Source organism: Streptomyces bauhiniae (genome assembly GCF_004784475.1).
Lineage (GTDB): Bacteria > Actinomycetota > Actinomycetes > Streptomycetales > Streptomycetaceae > Streptomyces > Streptomyces seoulensis.
In genome coordinates, this window is record NZ_SRRT01000001.1 from 1,076,228 (window position 1) to 1,094,529 (window position 18,302).

The 18,302-nt window shown below is 70.8% G+C and carries 17 protein-coding genes; 8 read left to right on the plus strand and 9 right to left on the minus strand.

What is annotated here, in order from left to right:
- Nucleotides 1-218: 218 nt before the first annotated feature.
- Genes E5083_RS05080 through E5083_RS05090 form a run of 3 tightly spaced genes read left to right on the plus strand, consistent with a single transcriptional unit; the run spans nucleotide 219 to nucleotide 3,975 of the window.
- Nucleotides 219-1,292 carry a thiamine ABC transporter substrate-binding protein gene (locus E5083_RS05080; RefSeq protein WP_135784321.1) on the plus strand — a complete coding sequence of 358 codons (1,074 nt, stop codon included), beginning with the start codon at nucleotides 219-221 and terminating at the stop codon, nucleotides 1,290-1,292.
- Between the two features lie 59 nt (nucleotides 1,293-1,351).
- On the plus strand, nucleotides 1,352-2,953 hold the full coding sequence (locus E5083_RS05085) for an ABC transporter permease (RefSeq protein ID WP_135784322.1): 1,602 nt from the start codon (nucleotides 1,352-1,354) through the stop codon (nucleotides 2,951-2,953).
- On the plus strand, nucleotides 2,953-3,975 hold the full coding sequence (locus E5083_RS05090) for an ABC transporter ATP-binding protein (protein ID WP_135784323.1): 1,023 nt from the start codon (nucleotides 2,953-2,955) through the stop codon (nucleotides 3,973-3,975). The genes E5083_RS05085 and E5083_RS05090 overlap by 1 nt, the downstream gene beginning before the upstream one ends.
- Nucleotides 3,976-4,044: 69 nt before the next feature.
- Here the strand turns inward: E5083_RS05090 and E5083_RS05095 are convergent, their stop codons facing one another.
- The 8 genes from E5083_RS05095 to E5083_RS05130 form a co-directional block, all read right to left on the minus strand.
- On the minus strand, nucleotides 4,045-4,749 hold the full coding sequence (locus tag E5083_RS05095) for an LAETG motif-containing sortase-dependent surface protein (protein WP_167513452.1): 705 nt from the start codon (nucleotides 4,747-4,749) through the stop codon (nucleotides 4,045-4,047).
- Between the two features lie 158 nt (nucleotides 4,750-4,907).
- On the minus strand, nucleotides 4,908-6,035 hold the full coding sequence (locus E5083_RS05100; protein WP_135784324.1) for an LOG family protein: 1,128 nt from the start codon (nucleotides 6,033-6,035) through the stop codon (nucleotides 4,908-4,910).
- 26 nt (nucleotides 6,036-6,061) lie between these two features.
- Nucleotides 6,062-6,619, minus strand: a complete 558-nt coding sequence (locus tag E5083_RS05105; protein ID WP_135784325.1) for a chloramphenicol phosphotransferase CPT family protein — start codon at nucleotides 6,617-6,619, stop codon at nucleotides 6,062-6,064.
- Nucleotides 6,620-6,629: 10 nt separating this feature from the next.
- Entirely contained in the window at nucleotides 6,630-7,037 is a 408-nt protein-coding gene (locus tag E5083_RS05110) for a VOC family protein (protein WP_135784326.1), read from the minus strand.
- Nucleotides 7,038-7,131: 94 nt separating this feature from the next.
- Nucleotides 7,132-8,388, minus strand: coding sequence for a hypothetical protein (locus E5083_RS05115; protein ID WP_135784327.1), 1,257 nt, complete (start codon nucleotides 8,386-8,388; stop codon nucleotides 7,132-7,134).
- A complete protein-coding gene (locus E5083_RS05120) occupies nucleotides 8,370-9,110 on the minus strand; it encodes an ABC transporter ATP-binding protein (RefSeq protein WP_135784328.1) in 741 nt (246 codons plus the stop codon). The genes E5083_RS05115 and E5083_RS05120 overlap by 19 nt, the downstream gene beginning before the upstream one ends.
- 190 nt (nucleotides 9,111-9,300) lie before the next feature.
- Nucleotides 9,301-10,665: an aspartate aminotransferase family protein gene (locus E5083_RS05125; protein ID WP_135784329.1), complete on the minus strand. Its 1,365-nt coding sequence runs from the start codon at nucleotides 10,663-10,665 to the stop codon at nucleotides 9,301-9,303.
- The gene (locus E5083_RS05130; RefSeq protein WP_161191822.1) at nucleotides 10,662-11,192 is read right to left on the minus strand and encodes an Lrp/AsnC family transcriptional regulator; all 531 of its coding nucleotides are present in this window, start codon (nucleotides 11,190-11,192) and stop codon (nucleotides 10,662-10,664) included. Before E5083_RS05130 ends, E5083_RS05125 begins: the two co-directional genes overlap by 4 nt.
- A gap of 207 nt (nucleotides 11,193-11,399) precedes the next feature.
- Between E5083_RS05130 and E5083_RS05135 the strand changes: the two genes are divergently transcribed.
- The 5 genes from E5083_RS05135 to E5083_RS05155 all read left to right on the plus strand — a co-directional run bounded on the left by E5083_RS05135 (nucleotide 11,400) and on the right by E5083_RS05155 (nucleotide 17,472).
- On the plus strand, nucleotides 11,400-12,848 hold the full coding sequence (locus tag E5083_RS05135; RefSeq protein ID WP_135784331.1) for a gamma-aminobutyraldehyde dehydrogenase: 1,449 nt from the start codon (nucleotides 11,400-11,402) through the stop codon (nucleotides 12,846-12,848).
- A 123-nt stretch (nucleotides 12,849-12,971) separates the two neighbouring features.
- Nucleotides 12,972-14,165, plus strand: a complete 1,194-nt coding sequence (locus E5083_RS05140; protein WP_244317368.1) for an extracellular solute-binding protein — start codon at nucleotides 12,972-12,974, stop codon at nucleotides 14,163-14,165.
- A gap of 35 nt (nucleotides 14,166-14,200) precedes the next feature.
- Complete coding sequence (locus tag E5083_RS05145; RefSeq protein ID WP_135784333.1) at nucleotides 14,201-14,644, plus strand: helix-turn-helix transcriptional regulator; 444 nt, start codon at nucleotides 14,201-14,203, stop codon at nucleotides 14,642-14,644.
- Between the two features lie 10 nt (nucleotides 14,645-14,654).
- Nucleotides 14,655-15,065, plus strand: coding sequence for a VOC family protein (locus E5083_RS05150; RefSeq protein ID WP_167513453.1), 411 nt, complete (start codon nucleotides 14,655-14,657; stop codon nucleotides 15,063-15,065).
- Nucleotides 15,066-15,105: 40 nt separating this feature from the next.
- Entirely contained in the window at nucleotides 15,106-17,472 is a 2,367-nt protein-coding gene (locus tag E5083_RS05155) for an ATP-binding cassette domain-containing protein (protein ID WP_135784335.1), read from the plus strand.
- Between the two features lie 36 nt (nucleotides 17,473-17,508).
- On the opposite strand, the gene E5083_RS05160 is transcribed toward E5083_RS05155, so the two are convergent.
- Entirely contained in the window at nucleotides 17,509-18,156 is a 648-nt protein-coding gene (locus E5083_RS05160) for a DUF305 domain-containing protein (protein WP_244317369.1), read from the minus strand.
- Nucleotides 18,157-18,302 lie beyond the last annotated feature (146 nt).

Sequence of the window (18,302 nt, forward strand, 5' to 3'; positions counted from 1 at the left end):
CAGCACAACGTCATACCAGTCATACATCTGCATATTCCGACAGGGGAGCGCCACAGCGCTGAGAGTGCGGCAACCAGGCCGCAGACCCTCTGAACCTCGCCCAGGTCATTCTGGGTAGGAAGTTCGGTCATCACTCAAGCTGTTGCGCCCTGCCCGGCCTCCCGCGCGGAGTCCGGGCAGGGCCGCGTCTCTTCCTGGCCCACCCAGGAGGACCACCAGTGCACACCAAGACCTTCGTGGCCGCGGCGGTCGGCCTCGGCCTGCTCACGCTCTCCGCGTGCGGGTCCACCGACACCAAGGGCAGCGCGGACACCAAGACCGTGACCCTCGTCAGCCACGACTCGTGGGCCGCGTCCAAGAACGTGATCGCGGACTTCGAGAAGCAGTCCGGCTACAAGGTGCGCGTCCTCAAGGACGGCGACGCCGGCCAGGCCGTCAACAAGGCGGTCCTCACCAAGGACAACCCCCAGGGCGACGTCTTCTTCGGCGTCGACAACACCCTGCTCTCCCGCGCCCTCGACAACGGCCTCTTCCAGCCGTACGCCGCCAAGGGCCTCGGCCAGGTCGACCCCGCCTTCCAGCTCGACGCGGCCAAGCACCGCGTCACCCCGGTCGACCACGGCGACATCTGCGTCAACTACGACAAGGGGTACTTCACCGAGCACAAGCTGAAGCCGCCGCGCACCTTCGCCGACCTCGCGGAACCGAAGTACAAGAACCTCCTGGTCACCGAGAACGCCGCCACCTCCTCGCCCGGCCTCGGCTTCCTGCTGGGCAGCGCCGCGAGTTACGGCGACAAGGGCTGGGAGGGGTACTGGAAGAAGCTGAAGGCCAACGGCGTCAAGGTCGTCGACGGCTGGGAGCAGGCGTACTACCAGGAGTTCTCCGGCTCCTCCGAGGGCAAGAAGGCGGGCGGTGACCGGCCGCTCGTCGTGTCGTACGCCTCCTCGCCGCCCGCCGAGGTGATCTACGCCAAGAAGAAGCCGCAGACCGCCCCGACCGGCGTCGCGGACGGCACCTGCTTCCGGCAGGTCGAGTTCGCCGGCCTGCTGAACCACGCGAAGAACCCCGAGGGCGGCAAGGCGTTCCTCGACTTCCTGCTGTCGAAGCAGTTCCAGCAGGACATGCCGCTGAACATGTTCGTGTACCCGGTGATCAAGGACGCGAAGGTCCCCGCCGAGTTCACCGAGTACGGGCCCGCCGCCAGGGACCCGCAGACCATGGCGCCCGAGAAGATCGCCGCCAACCGCGACCAGTGGGTCAGCTCGTGGACGTCGCTCGTACTGAAGTAGCCGGAGCAACTGAAGCGGCCGGACCGCGCGGCCGCGGGAGCGCGGCGCGGCTCGGGCTCATGGCCCTGCCCGTCGCGTTCTTCGCCCTGTTCTTCGCCTGGCCCGTCGCCGCGATCACGGCGCGCGGGCTCAAGGCCGACGGCACCTGGCACCTCGGGCGGTTCGCCGAGGTGCTGGGCCGCTCCGACATCCGGCACGTGCTCTGGTTCACCACCTGGCAGGCGCTCGCCTCCACCGCGCTCACCCTGGTGATCGCGCTGCCCGCCGCCTGGGTCTTCGCCCGGCTGGAGTTCCCCGGCAAACAGGTGCTGCGGGCCGTGGTCACCGTGCCGTTCGTGCTGCCCACGGTGGTCGTCGGCACCGCGTTCCTCGCGCTGGTCGGCCACGGCGGACTGCTGGACGAGCTGTGGGGCGTCCGCCTGGACACCACGGTGTGGGCGATCCTGATCGCGCACGTCTTCTTCAACTACGCCGTCGTCGTCCGCACCGTCGGCGGCCTCTGGGGCCAGCTCGACCCCCGGCAGGAGGAGGCCGCCCGGATGCTCGGCGCCTCCCCGCTGCGGGCCTGGCGCCAGGTGACCCTCCCCGCGCTGGCGCCCGCCGTGGCCGCCGCCGCGCTGATGGTCTTCCTGTTCACCTTCACCTCCTTCGGCGTGGTCCAGATCCTCGGCGGACCCACCTTCTCCACCCTGGAGGTGGAGATCTACCGCCAGACCTCCGAGGTCTTCGACCTGACCACGGCCGCCGTCCTCACCCTGGTCCAGTTCGCCGCGGTCGGTGCGATCCTCGCCGTGCACGCCTGGACGGTACGGCGCCGGGAGACCGCGCTGCGCCTGGTCGACGCCTCCGTCACCGCCCGCCGCCCGCGCGGCGCCGGCCAGTGGGCGCTGCTCGGCGGAGTGCTCGCCACCATCGCCGTCCTGCTGGTGCTGCCGCTCGGTGTGCTGGTACGCCGCTCGCTGGACGCGCCCGGCCTCGGCTACTACCGGGCGCTGACCGACGCCGACGGCGGTACGTTCCTGGTGGCGCCGCTGCACGCGGTGTGGACCTCGCTGGAGTACGCGGTCGCCGCCACCGGTATCGCCCTGGTGGTCGGCGCCCTGGCCGCGGCGGCGCTGGCCCGCCGGGACGCGGGCCGGCTGATGCGCGGGTTCGACGCGCTGCTGATGCTGCCGCTCGGTGTCTCCGCCGTGACGGTCGGCTTCGGCTTCCTGATCGCGCTGGACGAACCTCCGCTGGACCTGCGCCAGTCCTGGTTCCTGGTCCCGCTCGCCCAGGCGCTGGTCGGCGCCCCCTTCGTCGTACGGACCATGCTGCCGGTGCTGCGGGCGGTGGACGGCCGGCTCAGGGAGGCGGCGGCCGTGCTCGGGGCGTCGCCCTGGCGGGTGTGGCGGGAGGTCGATCTGCCGCTGGTGCGGCGGGCGTTGCTGATCGCGGCCGGGTTCGCGTTCGCGGTGTCGCTCGGTGAGTTCGGGGCGACCGTGTTCATCGCCCGGCCCGACAACCCCACGCTGCCGGTCGCGGTGGCCCGGCTGCTGAGCCGGCCCGGTGAGCTGAACTACGGCCAGGCAATGGCCCTTTCCACGATTCTCATGGTCGTCTGCGCGGCCGCGCTGCTCGTGCTGGAGCGGCTGCGCACCGACCGGACGGGGGAGTTCTGATGCTGCTGAGCCTTGAGGAGGCGACCGTCCGTCTCGGCGGGCGGCCGGTGCTGGACACGGTGGACCTCGGGGTCGCCGAGCACGAGGTGGTGTGCGTGCTCGGGCCCAGCGGCAGCGGCAAGTCGACCCTGCTGCGGAGCGTGGCCGGACTCCAACCCCTCGACAGTGGACGGGTGTTGCTCGACGGCCGTGACCAGGCGGGGGTGCCCGCGCACCGGCGGGGGGTCGGGCTGATGTTCCAGGACCATCAGCTCTTCCCGCAGCGGGACGTGGGCGGCAACGTCGCCTTCGGACTCCGTATGCACGGCATGCCCAAGGGGCAACGGGACGTCCAGGTAAGGGAATTGCTGGAGCTGGTCGGGCTGCCCGGTGCGGCCCGGCGGGCGGTGGCCGGTCTTTCGGGCGGGGAGCAGCAGCGGGTCGCCCTCGCGCGGGCGCTCGCGCCCCGGCCGAGGCTGCTGATGCTGGACGAGCCGCTCGGGCAGCTCGACCGCTCGCTGCGGGAGCGGCTGGTGGTCGAACTCCGGGAACTCTTCAGCCGGTTGGGCACCACCGTACTCGCCGTCACCCACGACCAGGGCGAGGCGTTCGCGCTGGCCGACCGGGTGGTGGTGATGCGGGACGGGCGGATCGCGCAGTCCGGGACCCCGCTGGAGGTGTGGCGCAGGCCGGCCGACGCCTTCGTGGCCCGGTTCCTCGGCTTCGAGAACGTGGTCCCGGCGAGTGTGACCGGCACGGCCGCCGACACTCCGTGGGGCAAGCTGCCCGTGCCCGAGGGGTCGCCGCAGGGTGCCGTGGAGCTGCTGGTGCGGCCCGCCGGGGTGCGGCTCGTGGCCGCCGGTGAGGGGCTCGCCTGCACGGTGACCGCCCGTACCTTCAAGGGAACCCATGTGGCGCTGCGGCTCCAGCCCCGCGACGGCGGCCCGCACCTGGAGGCGGCCTGTCCGCTGCGCGAGGCACCGGAGACCGGGGCCGAGACGGGGGTGGAGTTCGACGCGGCGGAGACCGTCCTCCTCGGCTGACCCGCGCGAAAGGCAGCGGCCCGCCCCCGTGCGAGACGGGGACGGGCCGCTGTCGGGTACGGCGGAGCGTCAGCTCCCGCTCTTCGCGCCACGGCGGCGCATGCCGAAGTACACCGCGCCACCGCCGACGATGACGAGGGCACCGGCGACACCGGCGATCAGGCCGGTGTTGGAGTTCGCACCGGTCTCGGCGAGGTTGGAGTCACCGATCGCCGCGGAGGGGGCGTTGCTCGGCGCCTCGGACACCGGGGCGGCCTCGCTGCTGCTCTCGCTCGCGGACGGGGTGGCGCTGTCCTCGGCGGGCACCGACGCGGACGGGGTCGGCGCCGGGGACTCGGAGGCGGGCGCGGTGGGGGAGGGGGACTCCTCCTTCTTGCACGCCGTGGCCGGGGCAATCACGTTGGGCGTGATGCTCTTGTTGTTGATGAAGCGGGGCACGTTGACGTTGACGCGGTAGACCGCGCCGGGCGCCCAGTCCTCGTCGAAGACGATCGTGGCGCCTTCCTTGGTGCCGGTCACCACCTGCTCGCCGATCTTCTTCTCGTCGGCGCCGTTGTTCTCCAGGAACACCGAGACGGTGGCCTTCTGGCCGGAGAAGTCGCGGTCGGTGACGGTGATCTGGCCCTTCTCACCCTTGCACGTGGCCTCGGCCTTGAACTCGCTGATGTTGCACGCGAGAGCCTGACCGGAGACACCCAGGACCAGGGCGGCCGACGCGGAGGCCAGGCCCAGGATGCGCACGGAGCGGCGCGCGTTACGGCGGGATATGGACAAGTCATGTCCTTTGCTGAGTGCAGAACTGCGGGGGGCAGAAGGGGAGTTGGAGCGGCGGACGGAGCGGAGCCCCAGCTTCCCCACAAGACACACAGGTTTATAAGCGCGTCATAAGCATGTCAATGCGCAGGCGCCCAACGGGCGTTGACTTTACCTTCTTATTGCTCGGCGAGACGTTTCAACGCGTCGGAAGCCAGCTCGATCCGGCCAACCAGGGCGATACGGGACTCCATCGGCCGTTCCCGTGCCAACGCCCGCAGCAGTGGCCAGGTGGGGAGCTTCTCGGTCCAGTGCTCCTCGTCCACCAGCACCATGGGCGTCGGATTCCCGCGCGAGCCGTAGTAGTTGGGGGTCGCGTTGTCGAAGATCTCCTGTACGGTCCCGGCCGCGCCCGGCAGGAACACCACCCCGGCGTTGGAGCGGGCCAGCAGGCCGTCCTCCCGCGTGGCGTTGGCGAAGTACTTGCCGAGGTGGGAGGCGAACGCGTTGGGCGGCTCGTGCCCGTAGAACCAGGTCGGGATGCCCACCGACGCACCCCCGTCCGGCCAGCGTTCCCGTACCTCGAAGGCGGCCCGCGCCCAGTCCGTCACGGACGGGGTGAACGAGGGCGCCTTGGCCAGAATGCGCAGGGCCTCGGTCAGCATGCCGTCCTCGAACGGCGCCGCGTACGCGCCGAGGTTGGCCGCCTCCATCGCGCCCGGACCGCCCCCGGTCGCCACCGTGAAGCCCGCGCGGGCCAGTTGGCGGCCGAGCCGGGCCGCACCCGCGTACTCCTCGGTGCCGCGGGCCATCGCGTGGCCGCCCATGACGCCCACCACCCGTGCGCCGGTGAGGAGTTCGTCCAGCGCGTCGGAAATCGAGTCGTCGTGGACCGCGCGCAGCATCGAGGCCAGGATGTCGCCGTCGGACTTGGTCCGCTGGAACCACGCGTACGCCAGCGCGTCCGGTGTCGCCTCGTACCCGTCGGCCAGCGAGGCGAACAACTCCTCGGGCGTGTAGGTGAATCCGCGGTACGGGTCGAAGGGCAGGCCCGGTACCGGCGGGAAGACCAGGGCGCCACCGGCGGCGACCTTGGCTGCCGCTTCGGCGTCCATCGGGCAGCCGAGGAAGACGGCGCCCTCGGTGTCCAGCCTCAGCAGGTCCTCCGTACGGCCGGTCAGGTCGACGGCCTGTACGCGGAACCCCGCGAGTGTGCCGTGCGCGGCGACGACGGCGTCGAACTCCGCCGGCGACTCGATCTCATGGTCCGGGGCGACCTCTTCGGGCCGGGCGGGTATCGGAGGCATCCGCACATGCTAATGCTGCGCCCGCCTCACCCCTCGATGGCGTACCGCGCCCGCAACCGGCTGAAGGCGGTCGGGGTCGGCCGGTGCGGGAGGAAGTCCCGGATGCGCTCGGCGCATTCGCGCGGGGACGCGGTGCCGGTGTCGCACTCCAGGTCATAGTCGCCGTGGGTGTGGACGAGGTCGTACTGCAGGGCGGCGAGGCCCGTCTCCCGGTCGCCGCGGACCCGCTCGCGCCGCTCCAGCTCCGGAAGCGGGCAGTGGACGCCGACGAAGAGCACGTCCTTCGGGCGCAGCACGGTCAGGCAGTCGGTCAGCCGCCACGGCTCACTGAGCACGTGGTCCACCACGAGATCGTTGCCCACCTCGGCCATGGCCGCGACCGAGCGGTGGAAGCCGAGCCGGGTCCGGCGCAGCGCGGCGTCGAACTCCTCCGGGGACAGCTCCCGTTGGGCCCGCATGGCGTTGAAGGCGTCCACCGAGAGGTGGGAGTACACGCCGTCCAGGAGGCCGAGCAGCTCGCGCGCGATGCTCGACTTCCCGGAACTCGACGTGCCGTTGAGGAAGATGATCCGGCCGGGCGTCATGCGGGCATGATCACCCCTGGACGGCGGCGGGGTCCATCCACATGATTTCCCAGGTGTGGCCGTCGAGGTCGTCGAAGGCGCGGCCGTACATGAAGCCGTGGTCCTGGGTCCGGCCGTGCGAGGTGCCGCCGGCCGCGATGGCCTTCTCCACCAGCTCGTCCACCTTCTCCCGGCTCTCCGCGCTCAGACAGAGCAGGGTCTCGCTGGAGGTGCGGGAGTCCACGATCGTCTTCTGGGTGAACTGGGAGTAGTGCGCGGGCGCCAGGAACATCGCCACGATGGTGTCGCTGATCATCACGCTGACCACTTCGTCCGTGCTGAACTGCTCGTTGATGCCGTAACCCAGCTTGCTGTAGAACTTCCGGGTGGCGGGCACGTCGGCGGTGGCCAGGTTCACGAAGATCATCTGCTGGTACACGGTTTCTCCCCTGCGATAGGCGCGCGATACGCGTTCGCCGGTATAGACGACGGGCCGCCGGAAAACTCATCGGCGGCCCGTGAACTCGTCCCCGTCACTTCGCCGGCGGCAGCGCCGACAGGTAGGCGATCAGCAGGGTGAGCGGTACGAACAGGGCGATCAGCGCGGCGGCCCGCAGGGCGGCGGAGCCCCGCAGCATCGTGGCCGGGGCGCCGAGGCGGAGCAGCGCGGCCGTCGTGCCGGCGCGGGACTGGCGGGTCTCGACGGCGGCCGTCAGCAGGGTGGCCAGGGTGCAGCCGCCGACCACCAGGGTAGCCACGGTGGACAGCGGGCCGAAGGCGGCGGCCGGCTGGTCGTACATCGCGGTCGTGGCCAGCGCCGCCGACGTCACCGCGCAGACCACCCCCAGCGGGCGCCCGATCCGGGTGGCCTCGGACATCAGCACCCGCCCCGCCAGCAGCCGCAGCGCGCCGGGCTGTGCCGACTGGAGGACCTTCCCGCACAGGTAGGTGAGGCCCGGCGCGGCCAGGACCAGTCCGAGCGCGGTGAGCAGCCAGCCGCCCAGCACCGCCGAGCCCTCCACGGGCAGCGCCAGCACGGACGCCGGGGCGGCCCGGTTCGCGTACGCCTGCACGGCGAGGCCCGCCGCCAGCGCGGCGACACCCCAGGGGAAGCCCGCCGGGGCCTCACGGGGCGGCGGCGCGACGGTCAGCACGTCCGACCAGCCCTCGGCCTCGGCGTCCACCGGGACTTCGGCCGAAGCGGGCGTCTCCGCCTTGTGGAGGACGGCGTGCCAGCGGGCGCCGAAGGACGCCGTGCCCTTCGCGGCGGGCCGGCGTGGGTCCCTGGGACGCAGGCTGAGCGCCACCGCGCCCGACGCGGCGAGCGGCAGCAGCGCCAGCAGCGTCAGCGCGGCCGGGACCGGGAGCGGCCGGTCGGCCGCGAGGAACTGCGCGCCCTTCCCGTCGATGGGCAGCCCCGACAGGTCGCCGCGCAGATGCAGGAAGAACAGCAGGGCGACCACCGAGCCCAGTGTGCAGGCGAGCAGCGTGGTCAGCGCGGAGACCGCCATCAGCCGGCCCGGCCCGAGCCCCACCGCCGACAGCCCCGGCCGGGGCCGGGTGCCGGGGTCGGTACGGGCCACCGCCAGCGCCAGGTAGACCGTCGCCGCGAGCGGCACCACGCACCAGGCCAGCCGCAGCGCGGCCGCGCCCGGGGTCTGGGGGTGGTCCATCGCGTAGCCGAGGGAGCCGAGCAGGAGGAAGCCGGTGCCCGCCGAGGCGGCCGCCACCAGCAGGCGGCGCACCTGGACGGCGGGTCTGGCCGCGCGGGTCAGACGGAGAGCGAGCACGCCGCCCGGCCTTCCGTGTCCGGGGCGTCCGGGAGGTGCACGGTCTTCACCCGGCGTCCGTCCAGCAGTGAGACCGAGCGGTCGGCGAGGGCCGCCGTCTCCGCGTCGTGGGTCGCGAGGACCACCGTGATGCCGTGCGAGCGGGCCGCCGTGGTGAGCGTGCGCAGCACGTGCCCCCGGTCGGCGCGGTGCAGCGGCGCGGTCGGCTCGTCGGCGAACAGCACCGTCGGCCCGGGGGCCAGCGCGCGGGCGATGGCGACGCGCTGCCGCTCCGCCTGGAGCAGTTCGTGCGGGCGCTTCTTCGACTTGTCCCCTACGTCCAGCCGCTCCAGCCACTCCATCGCGGCCACCTTGGCGCGGCGGCGGCTGGTGCCGCGCAGCATCAGCGGCAGCGCCGCGTTCTCCCAGACGTTCAGCTCCGGCACCAGCGCCGGGGCCGGGTCGATCCAGCCGAAGCGGTCGCGGCGCAGCTTCTCGCGGGCCATCGGGCCCAGGGTGTGCACGGGGGAGCTGTTGAACCACACCTCGCCCCCGCCCACCCGGACCTGCCCGGACAGACAGCGCAGCAGGGTCGTCTTGCCGCTGCCGCGCGGGCCGCCGACCGCGAGGATCTCGCTCTCCCGGACGCCCAGCGAGATGCCGGCGATGCCGGGGGAGCCGTCGGGATGCTTGAAGTGCAGGGAGCGTGCCCACAGCACGTCGTTGTCCGGCGGAGCCTCCATGGCGTACACCTCGGTTCTGATCCGTTTTCCCGTGTCCGTATGCCCTGTTCGGGGGAACGAAGACCGGGCCGATCGGTCACTGGGCACGCTAGGCAGCACCGAGGGGGAGGCGGCACAGAACACGGCCCCGGGCCGCCGTTCTCACTCGAACGGGCGGCGCCGGGGCCGGGGGCGGGAGGGGACGGAGGGGTTACAGCTTCGCCCACGCCTCCGTCAGGGTCGCGCGCAGGATCTGCTCGATCTCGTCGAACGTCTCCTGGTTGGCGATCAGCGGCGGGGCGAGCTGGATCACCGGGTCACCGCGGTCGTCGGCGCGGCAGTACAGGCCGTTCTCGAACAGGGCCTTGGAGAGGAAGCCGTAGAGGACGCGCTCGATCTCGTCGGCGTCGAAGGACTCCTTGGTGTTCTTGTCCTTCACCAGCTCGATGCCGTAGAAGAAGCCGTTGCCGCGGACGTCGCCGACGATCGGCAGGTCGTGCAGCTTCTGGAGGGTGCGCAGGAAGGCGCCCTCGTTGTCCAGGACGTGCTGGTTGAGGCCCTCGCGCTCGAACAGGTCGAGGTTGGCGAGGCCGACGGCGGCGGAGACCGGGTGGCCGCCGAAGGTGTAGCCGTGCAGGAAGACGTTGTCGCCCCGGTAGAACGGCTCGGCGATGCGGTCGGAGACGATCGTCGCGCCGATCGGGGAGTAGCCCGAGGTCATGCCCTTGGCGCAGGTGATGATGTCGGGGACGTAGCCGAACTTGTCGCAGGCGAACATGGTGCCCAGGCGGCCGAAGGCACAGATGACCTCGTCGGAGACGAGCAGTACGTCGTACTGGTCGCAGATCTCGCGCACGCGCTGGAAGTAGCCGGGCGGCGGCGGGAAGCAGCCGCCGGCGTTCTGCACCGGCTCCACGAAGACCGCGGCGACCGTGTCCGGGCCCTCGAAGAGGATCTGCTGCTCGATCTGGTCGGCGGCCCAGCGGCCGAACGCCTCCGGGTCCTCACCGTGGATCGGGGCGCGGTAGATGTTGGTGTTCGCCACCTTGTGCGCGCCCGGCACCAGCGGCTCGAACGGCGCCTTCAGCGCGGGCAGGCCGGTGATGGACAGGGCGCCCTGCGGGGTGCCGTGGTAGGCCAGCGAGCGGGATATCACCTTGTGCTTGGCGGGCTTGCCGACCAGCTTGAAGTACTGCTTGGCCAGCTTCCACGCGGTCTCCACGGCCTCGCCGCCGCCGGTGGTGAAGAAGACCTTGTTGAGGTCGCCGGGGGCGTAGCCGGCCAGCCGCTCGGCCAGCTCGATCGCCTTCGGGTGGGCGTAGGACCACACCGGGAAGAAGGCCAGCTCCTGCGCCTGCTTCAGCGCGGTCTCGGCCAGCTCCACCCGGCCGTGCCCGGCCTGGACCACGAACAGGCCCGCCAGGCCGTCGAGGTACCGCTTGCCCTTGTCGTCGAAGACATGGGTGCCCTCGCCCCGCACGATGGTGGGGACGGGCGAGTTCTCGTACGACGACATGCGGGTGAAGTGCATCCACAGGTGGTCGTAGGCGGTGCGGCTGAGGTCCTTCTGGGTCATCGCGTTCCCCACATATAGGTCTGCTTCTTGAGCTTGAGATAGACGAAGCTCTCGGTGGAGCGGACGCCGGGCAGGGCCCGGATGCGCCGGTTGATCACGTCCAGCAGGTGGTCGTCGTCCTCGCAGACGATCTCGGCGAGGACGTCGAAGGAGCCCGCGGTCATCACCACGTACTCGACCTCCGACATGGCGCTCAGCGCGTCCGCGACGCCGTCCACGTCGCCCTCCACGTGCACCCCGACCATCGCCTGGCGGCGGAAGCCCACGGTGAGCGGGTCGGTGACCGCCACGATCTGCATCACGCCCTGGTCGAGCAGCTTCTGCACCCGCTGCCGCACCGCCGCCTCGGAGAGGCCGACCGCCTTGCCGATCGCGGCGTAGGGCCTGCGGCCGTCCTCCTGGAGCTGCTCGATGATGGCGAGGGAGACGGCGTCCAACTGCGGGGTCGCCCCCCTGGACTCGCTCCTGGACTCGCGGGCGGAGTCCCTGTGTTCTGTGCTTCGACTGGCCACGCCCTCACTGTGCACGACACCTCGACAGTTTCGCAAGGCTCGATCGATGAAATTCGTTGTTTACGAGCGTGCAGTGTGCGGATTTCGCAGGACGGGTGGCGGCGGGGGTGTTGAAAACGCGGTTGTCCCGACTAGGGTTGGGTTGTCTCAGCCACCGGACAGCCGTGCGGCCTTCCGGGGCGGGGACAGCTCGAACCCTCGAACCAGATCAGGAGGCCGGCAGTGAGCACCGAGCCGCGTGGGCTGCGCAAACTCCGGAACTATGTCGCCGGTGAGTTCCGGGACGCCGCCGACGGACGGACCACCGAGGTGGTCAACCCCGCCACCGGTGAGGTGTACGCGACCGCGCCGCTGTCCGGGCAGGCGGACGTGGACGCCGCCATGGACGCGGCCGCCAAGGCGTTCCCGGCCTGGCGCGACACCACCCCCGCCGAGCGGCAGAAGGCCCTGCTGAAGATCGCCGACGCGTTCGAGGAGCGGGCCGAGGAACTCATCGCGGCCGAGGTGGAGAACACGGGCAAGCCCGTCGGGCTCACCCGCTCCGAGGAGATCCCGCCGATGGTCGACCAGATCCGCTTCTTCGCGGGCGCGGCGCGGATGCTCGAAGGCCGCTCGGCCGGCGAGTACATGGACGGCCTGACCTCGATCATCCGCCGTGAGCCGATCGGCGTCTGCGCGCAGGTCGCGCCGTGGAACTACCCGATGATGATGGCCGTGTGGAAGTTCGCCCCGGCGCTCGCCGCGGGCAACACGGTCGTCCTCAAGCCCTCGGACACCACCCCCGCCTCCACCGTCCTCATCGCCGAGATCATCGGCTCGGTCCTCCCGGCCGGCGTCTTCAACGTCATCTGCGGCGACCGCGACACCGGCCGCATGATGGTCGAGCATCCCACCCCGGCGATGGCCTCCATCACCGGCTCGGTGCGCGCGGGCATGTCGGTGGCCGAGTCGGCGTCCAAGGACCTCAAGCGGGTCCACCTGGAGCTGGGCGGCAAGGCGCCGGTCGTCGTCTTCGAGGACACCGACATCCCCAAGGCCGTCGAGGACATCTCGGTGGCGGGCTTCTTCAACGCCGGCCAGGACTGTACGGCCGCGACGCGTGTCCTCGTCCAGGAGTCCATCCACGACGAGTTCGTGGCCGCGCTCGCCAAGGCCGCGTCCGAGACGAAGACCGGGCAGCCGGACGACGAGGACGTGCTGTACGGCCCGCTGAACAACCCCAACCAGCTCAAGCAGGTCGCCGGCTTCATCGAGCGGCTGCCCGCGCACGCCAAGGTCGAGTCCGGCGGCCACCAGGTCGGGGACAAGGGGTACTTCTACGCCCCGACCGTGGTCTCCGGCCTTCAGCAGGACGACGAGATCATCCAGAACGAGGTGTTCGGGCCGGTCATCACCGTCCAGTCCTTCACCGACGAGGACCAGGCCGTCGAGTGGGCCAACGGCGTCGACTACGCGCTGGCCTCCTCGGTGTGGACCAAGGACCACGGGCGCGCCATGCGCATGTCCAAGAAGCTGGACTTCGGCTGCGTGTGGATCAACACCCACATCCCGCTGGTCGCGGAGATGCCGCACGGCGGCTTCAAGAAGTCGGGCTACGGCAAGGACCTGTCGGCGTACGGGTTCGACGACTACACGCGGATCAAGCACGTGATGACTTCTTTGGACGCGTGAGGCCCTGCCGGGTCCCGCCGGATGTCGACCACGGGCGCGTGGGGGGCTGGTCGCGCAGTTCCCCGCGCCCCTGGGTCGGCAGCCGGATTGTTCCTTCAAGGGCTCGGGCGGCACACTTTCCGGGTGCTTCACACCTCTGTTCGTGGTTCCGCCCCCTCCCGCCGGTCCGTGCTGCGGGCGCTGGGGGGCACCGCCGCGCTCGGCGCGCTCGCCGGGTGCGGGGTGCCGTCGGCGTACGTGCGTCCCGGCGACCGCTCCGCCCCCGACCGGTCCGCCACCGACCACCGGCTGACCTGGTCGAACTGGCCGCTGTACATCGACACCGATGACGACGACGCGAACAAGCGGCCCACGCTCGACGCCTTCGAGAAGCGCACCGGGATCTCCGTCGACTACGTGGAGGAGATCAACGACAACGACGAGTTCTTCGGCAAGATCAGCCCCGCCCTGATGAACCACCGGCCCACCGGCCGGGACCTGATCGTCATCAGCGACTGGATGTGCGCGCGGTACGTCCGCCTCGGCTGGGTCCAGCGGATGGACCGGGCCGGGCAGCCGAACGTCGAGAAGTACCTGGACCCCCTGCTGCGCCGCCCCGCCTTCGACCCGGGCCGCCTGTTCACCGTCCCCTGGCAGTCCGGCATCACCGGCATCGCGTACGACCGCCGCCGGCTCGGCCGGGAGATCCGGCACGTGAAGGACCTCTGGGCGAGCGACCTCAAGGGCCGGGTGACGCTGCTGTCGGGGCTCGACGAGGCGTTCGCGCTGCTGATGCAGGGCAACGGCGTGGACATCACCCGCTGGACGGCCGCCGACTTCCACACCATGTGCGACGAGGTCGAACGCGAGGTCCGCCGGGGCCAGATCCGCCGCTTCACCGGCAACGACTACACCAAGGACCTGGTCAGCGGCGACGTCCTCGCCTGCCAGGCGTACTCCGGCGACGTCATCCAACTCCAGGCCGACAACCCGCACATCCGCTTCGTCGTCCCCGAGGAGGGCGCCGAACTCTGGTCGGACTCCCTGATGATCCCCGACCGCGCCACCCACAAGGCCAACGCCGAGCGCCTGATCGACTACTACTACACCCCCTCGGTAGCCGCCGAACTCGCCACCTGGGTCAACTACGTCTGCCCGGTCCCGGCAGCCCAGCACATCCTCGCCAACAGCCCCGACCCCGCCACCGCCGCCCTCGCCGCGAACCCCCTGATCTTCCCCAACGGCCCCATGCGCAAGCGCCTCGCCATAGCCCGAGACATCAAGCCGACGGAACGACCGGAGTTCACACGCCGCTGGAACGCGATCGTGGGGTTGTAGGGGGCCGACGCCCCCTCCCGTGGCACGATTTCAGGATGACCAGCTCACCCGGTGACCCGCACCGTCTGCGGGAGCTAAGGCTGTTGCGGCGGGTGCGGGATCGGATTGATCGGGAGTATGCGCGGCCGTTGGATGTGGAGGCGTTGGCTCGGGGGGTGAACATGTCGGCGGGGCATCTGAGTCGGCAGTTTCGGGCGGCGTACGGGGAGTCGCCGTACAGCTATCTGATGACGCGGCGGATCGAGCGGGCGATGGCGTTGCTGCGGCGGGGGGATCTGAGTGTGACCGAGGTGTGTTTCGAGGTGGGGTGCTCGTCGCTCGGGACGTTCAGTACGCGGTTCAGTGAGCTGGTCGGGATGGCGCCGAGCGTGTACCGGATCGAGGCGGCGCGGGCGACGGAAGGGCTGCCGACCTGCGTGGTCAAGGTGGTGACCAGACCGGTCAGGAATCGAGAAGCGCGGGGTCCGGGCCACGGCTAGCGTGACGGCCATGGACATCAGCATTCACGCCAGCTTCCTCCCGCAGGACGACCCGGAGGCGGCCCTCGCCTTCTACCGGGACACCCTCGGCTTCGAGCTGCGCAACGACGTCGGCCACAACAACCTGCGCTGGCTCACCGTGGGCCCCAAGGGCCAGCCGGACACGAACATCGTGCTGAGCCCGCCCGCCATGGACCCCGGCATCACCGACGACGAACGGCGCGTCATCACCGAGATGATGGCCAAGGGCACGTACGCCAGCCTCGTCCTGGCCACCCCCGACCTGGACGGCACCTTCGACCGGCTGGTGGCCGCCGGTGCCGACATCGTCCAGGAGCCCGCCGACCAGCCGTACGGCCTCCGGGACTGCGCGGTACGGGACCCCGCGGGCAACATGCTCCGCATCCAGGAACACCGCTGAGCGGTACGACGAGGGGCCGGTACGTGAAGAGGGAGACAGCATGAGCACAGGCACGGACGTGCACGCCGCCGACAGCCACGAGATGATCCGGGTCCACGGCGCGCGGGTGAACAACCTCAAGGACGTCAGCGTCGAGATCCCCAAGCGCCGGCTGACGGTGTTCACCGGCGTCTCCGGCTCCGGCAAGAGCTCGCTGGTGTTCGGCACCATCGCCGCCGAGTCGCAGCGGCTGATCAACGAGACGTACAGCGCGTTCGTCCAGGGCTTCATGCCGACGCTCGCCCGCCCCGAGGTGGACGTGCTCGACGGGCTGACCACCGCGATCATCGTGGACCAGCAGCGCCTCGGCGCCGACCCCCGCTCCACCGTCGGCACCGCCACCGACGCCAACGCCATGCTCCGCATCCTGTTCAGCCGGCTCGCCGCCCCGCCCCTCGGCCCGCCCAGCGCGTACGCCTTCAACGTCGCTTCGGTGCAGGCCAGCGGCGCGATCAAGGTGGACAAGGGGGCGCGCCGGGCGGAGAAGGTCACCTTCAGCCGCACCGGCGGCATGTGCCCGCGCTGCGAGGGCCGGGGCGCCATCACCGACATCGACCTCACCCAGCTCTACGACGACAGCAAGTCGCTGCGCGAGGGCGCGCTCACCATCCCCGGTTACAGCGTGGACGGCTGGTACGGCCGTATCTACACCGGCTGCGGCTTCTTCGACCCGGACAAGCCGATCGCCAAGTTCACCAAGCGCGAGCTGCACGACCTGCTCCACAAGGAGCCCACCAAGATCAAGGTGGAGGGCATCAACCTCACGTACGAGGGCCTGATCCCGAAGATCCAGAAGTCGTTCCTCGCCAAGGACGTCGACTCGCTCCAGCCGCACGTCCGCGCCTTCGTTGAGCGGGCCGTCACCTTCACCGTCTGCCCCGACTGCGCGGGCACCCGGCTCAGCGAGGGCGCCCGTACGTCGACCATCGATGGCGTGAGCATCGCCGACGCCTGCGCGATGCAGATCACCGACCTCGCCGAGTGGGTACGCGGCCTCGACGACCCCTCGGTCGCCCCGCTGCTGACCGCGCTGGGCCACAGTCTCGACTCCTTCGTGGAGATCGGCCTCGGCTATCTCTCCCTCGACCGCCCCTCGGGCACGCTGTCCGGCGGCGAGGCGCAGCGGGTGAAGATGATCCGCCACCTCGGCTCCTCGCTCACCGACGTCACGTACGTCTTCGACGAGCCCACCACCGGACTGCACCCGCACGACATCCAGCGGATGAACGGCCTGCTGCTGCGCCTGCGCGACAAGGGCAACACCGTGCTGGTCGTGGAGCACAAGCCGGAGACCATCGCCATCGCGGACCATGTGGTGGACCTCGGTCCGGGCGCCGGTACGGGCGGCGGCGCGGTCTGCTTCGAGGGCACGGTGGAGGGGCTGCGGGCCTCGGACACCGTCACCGGGCGCCACTTGGACGACCGGGCCTCGCTGAAGAAGAGCGTCCGCAACGCCACCGGCGCGCTGGAGATCCGGGGCGCGGACGCCAACAACCTGCGCGGGGTCGACGTGGACATCCCCCTCGGGGTGCTGGTCGCGGTGACCGGTGTCGCCGGGTCCGGCAAGAGTTCGCTGGTGCACGGGTCGGTGCCCGCGGGGGAGGGGGTCGTCTCCGTCGACCAGGGGGCGATCAAGGGGTCCCGGCGGAGCAACCCGGCGACCTATACAGGGCTTTTGGACCCGATCCGCAAGGCGTTCGCCAAGGCCAACGGGGTCAAGCCGGCGTTGTTCAGCGCCAACTCCGAGGGCGCGTGTCCCACGTGCAACGGCGTCGGGGTCGTCTACACCGACCTCGCCATGATGGCCGGGGTCGCCACGACGTGCGAAGAGTGCGAGGGGCGGCGCTTCCAGGCGGCGGTGCTGGAGTACCGGCTCGGGGGCCGCGACATCAGCGAGGTGCTGGCGATGCCGGTCAGCGAGGCGGAGGCGTTCTTCGCGGAGGGCGAGGCGCGCATCCCGGCCGCGCACCGCATCCTGACCCGCCTCTCCGACGTAGGTCTCGGCTACCTCACCCTCGGCCAGCCGCTCACCACCCTCTCCGGCGGCGAACGCCAACGGCTCAAGCTGGCCACGCACATGGGGGAGAAGGGTGGCATCTACGTCCTGGACGAGCCGACGGCCGGACTGCACCTCGCCGATGTGGAGCAACTCCTCGGTCTGCTCGACCGGTTGGTGGACTCCGGGAAGTCCGTCATCGTCGTGGAGCACCACCAGGCGGTGATGGCCCACGCGGACTGGATCATCGACCTGGGGCCGGGCGCGGGGCACGACGGCGGGCAGATCGTGTTCGAGGGGACGCCGGCGGAGCTGGTGGCGGACGGATCGACGCTTACGGGGCGGCACTTGGCGGAGTACGTGGGGGAGTGAGGGTTCCGGCCAGGGCGGTCAGGTCGGCCGCCTTGGTCAGAGCATGTCGCGCATCCGGACGATCTCGCTGGTCTGCTGGGCGATCACGTCGTCCGCCATCTCCTCGATCTGGATGTTGTTGCCCTGTGCCTTCACGTCGGTGGCCATGGTGATGGCGCCCTCGTGGTGGGCGATCATCAGCTTGAGGAAGAGCTGGTCGAACGCCTTGCCCCGGGCGGCGCGCAGTTCGGTGAGCTGAGCTTCGGTGGCCATGCCGGGCATGGTGCCGTGGTCGTGAGCGGTGCCGCCCTTTGCATTCGTGGTCAACCAGCCCTTCATGGCGCTGATTTCGGGACCCTGGGCGGCGGAGATGCGCTCCGCGATGCGCTTGACCTGTGTGGACTCGGCTCTCTTCGGGGCGAGTTCGGTCATCGTCAGGGCCTGGGTGTGGTGGACGATCATCATGCGGGCGTAGGAACGGTCCGCCGCGTTGGGGGAGTTGTCGTCCTCGCGCTGCTCGGCGGCGTCCTCGGCGGACATGGTCCGGTTCGCCTCGCCGGGCTTGCCGGGGGCGATGACCGAAGGGCCGCTGTGCGGGGCGGAGTTGGCGCCGGAGTCGCCTGCGTTTCCGGAGCAGCCCCCGGCCGTGAGTATGGCCGCGGCCGTCAGGAGGGCCGTGGTGAGGGAGGCGCGGCGGTGAGGCACGGGGGTCTCCTGCGTTCGTGGGGGTGCTGCTACGGCTGCGTTCGTGGGGGTGCGGCTACGACCGTCCTAGCACTCTTCCGCCCGCGAATGACCGAGAACCTTCGGACGCGACTCATTGCGCACTGTTGACCTGTCCATGACGCGGA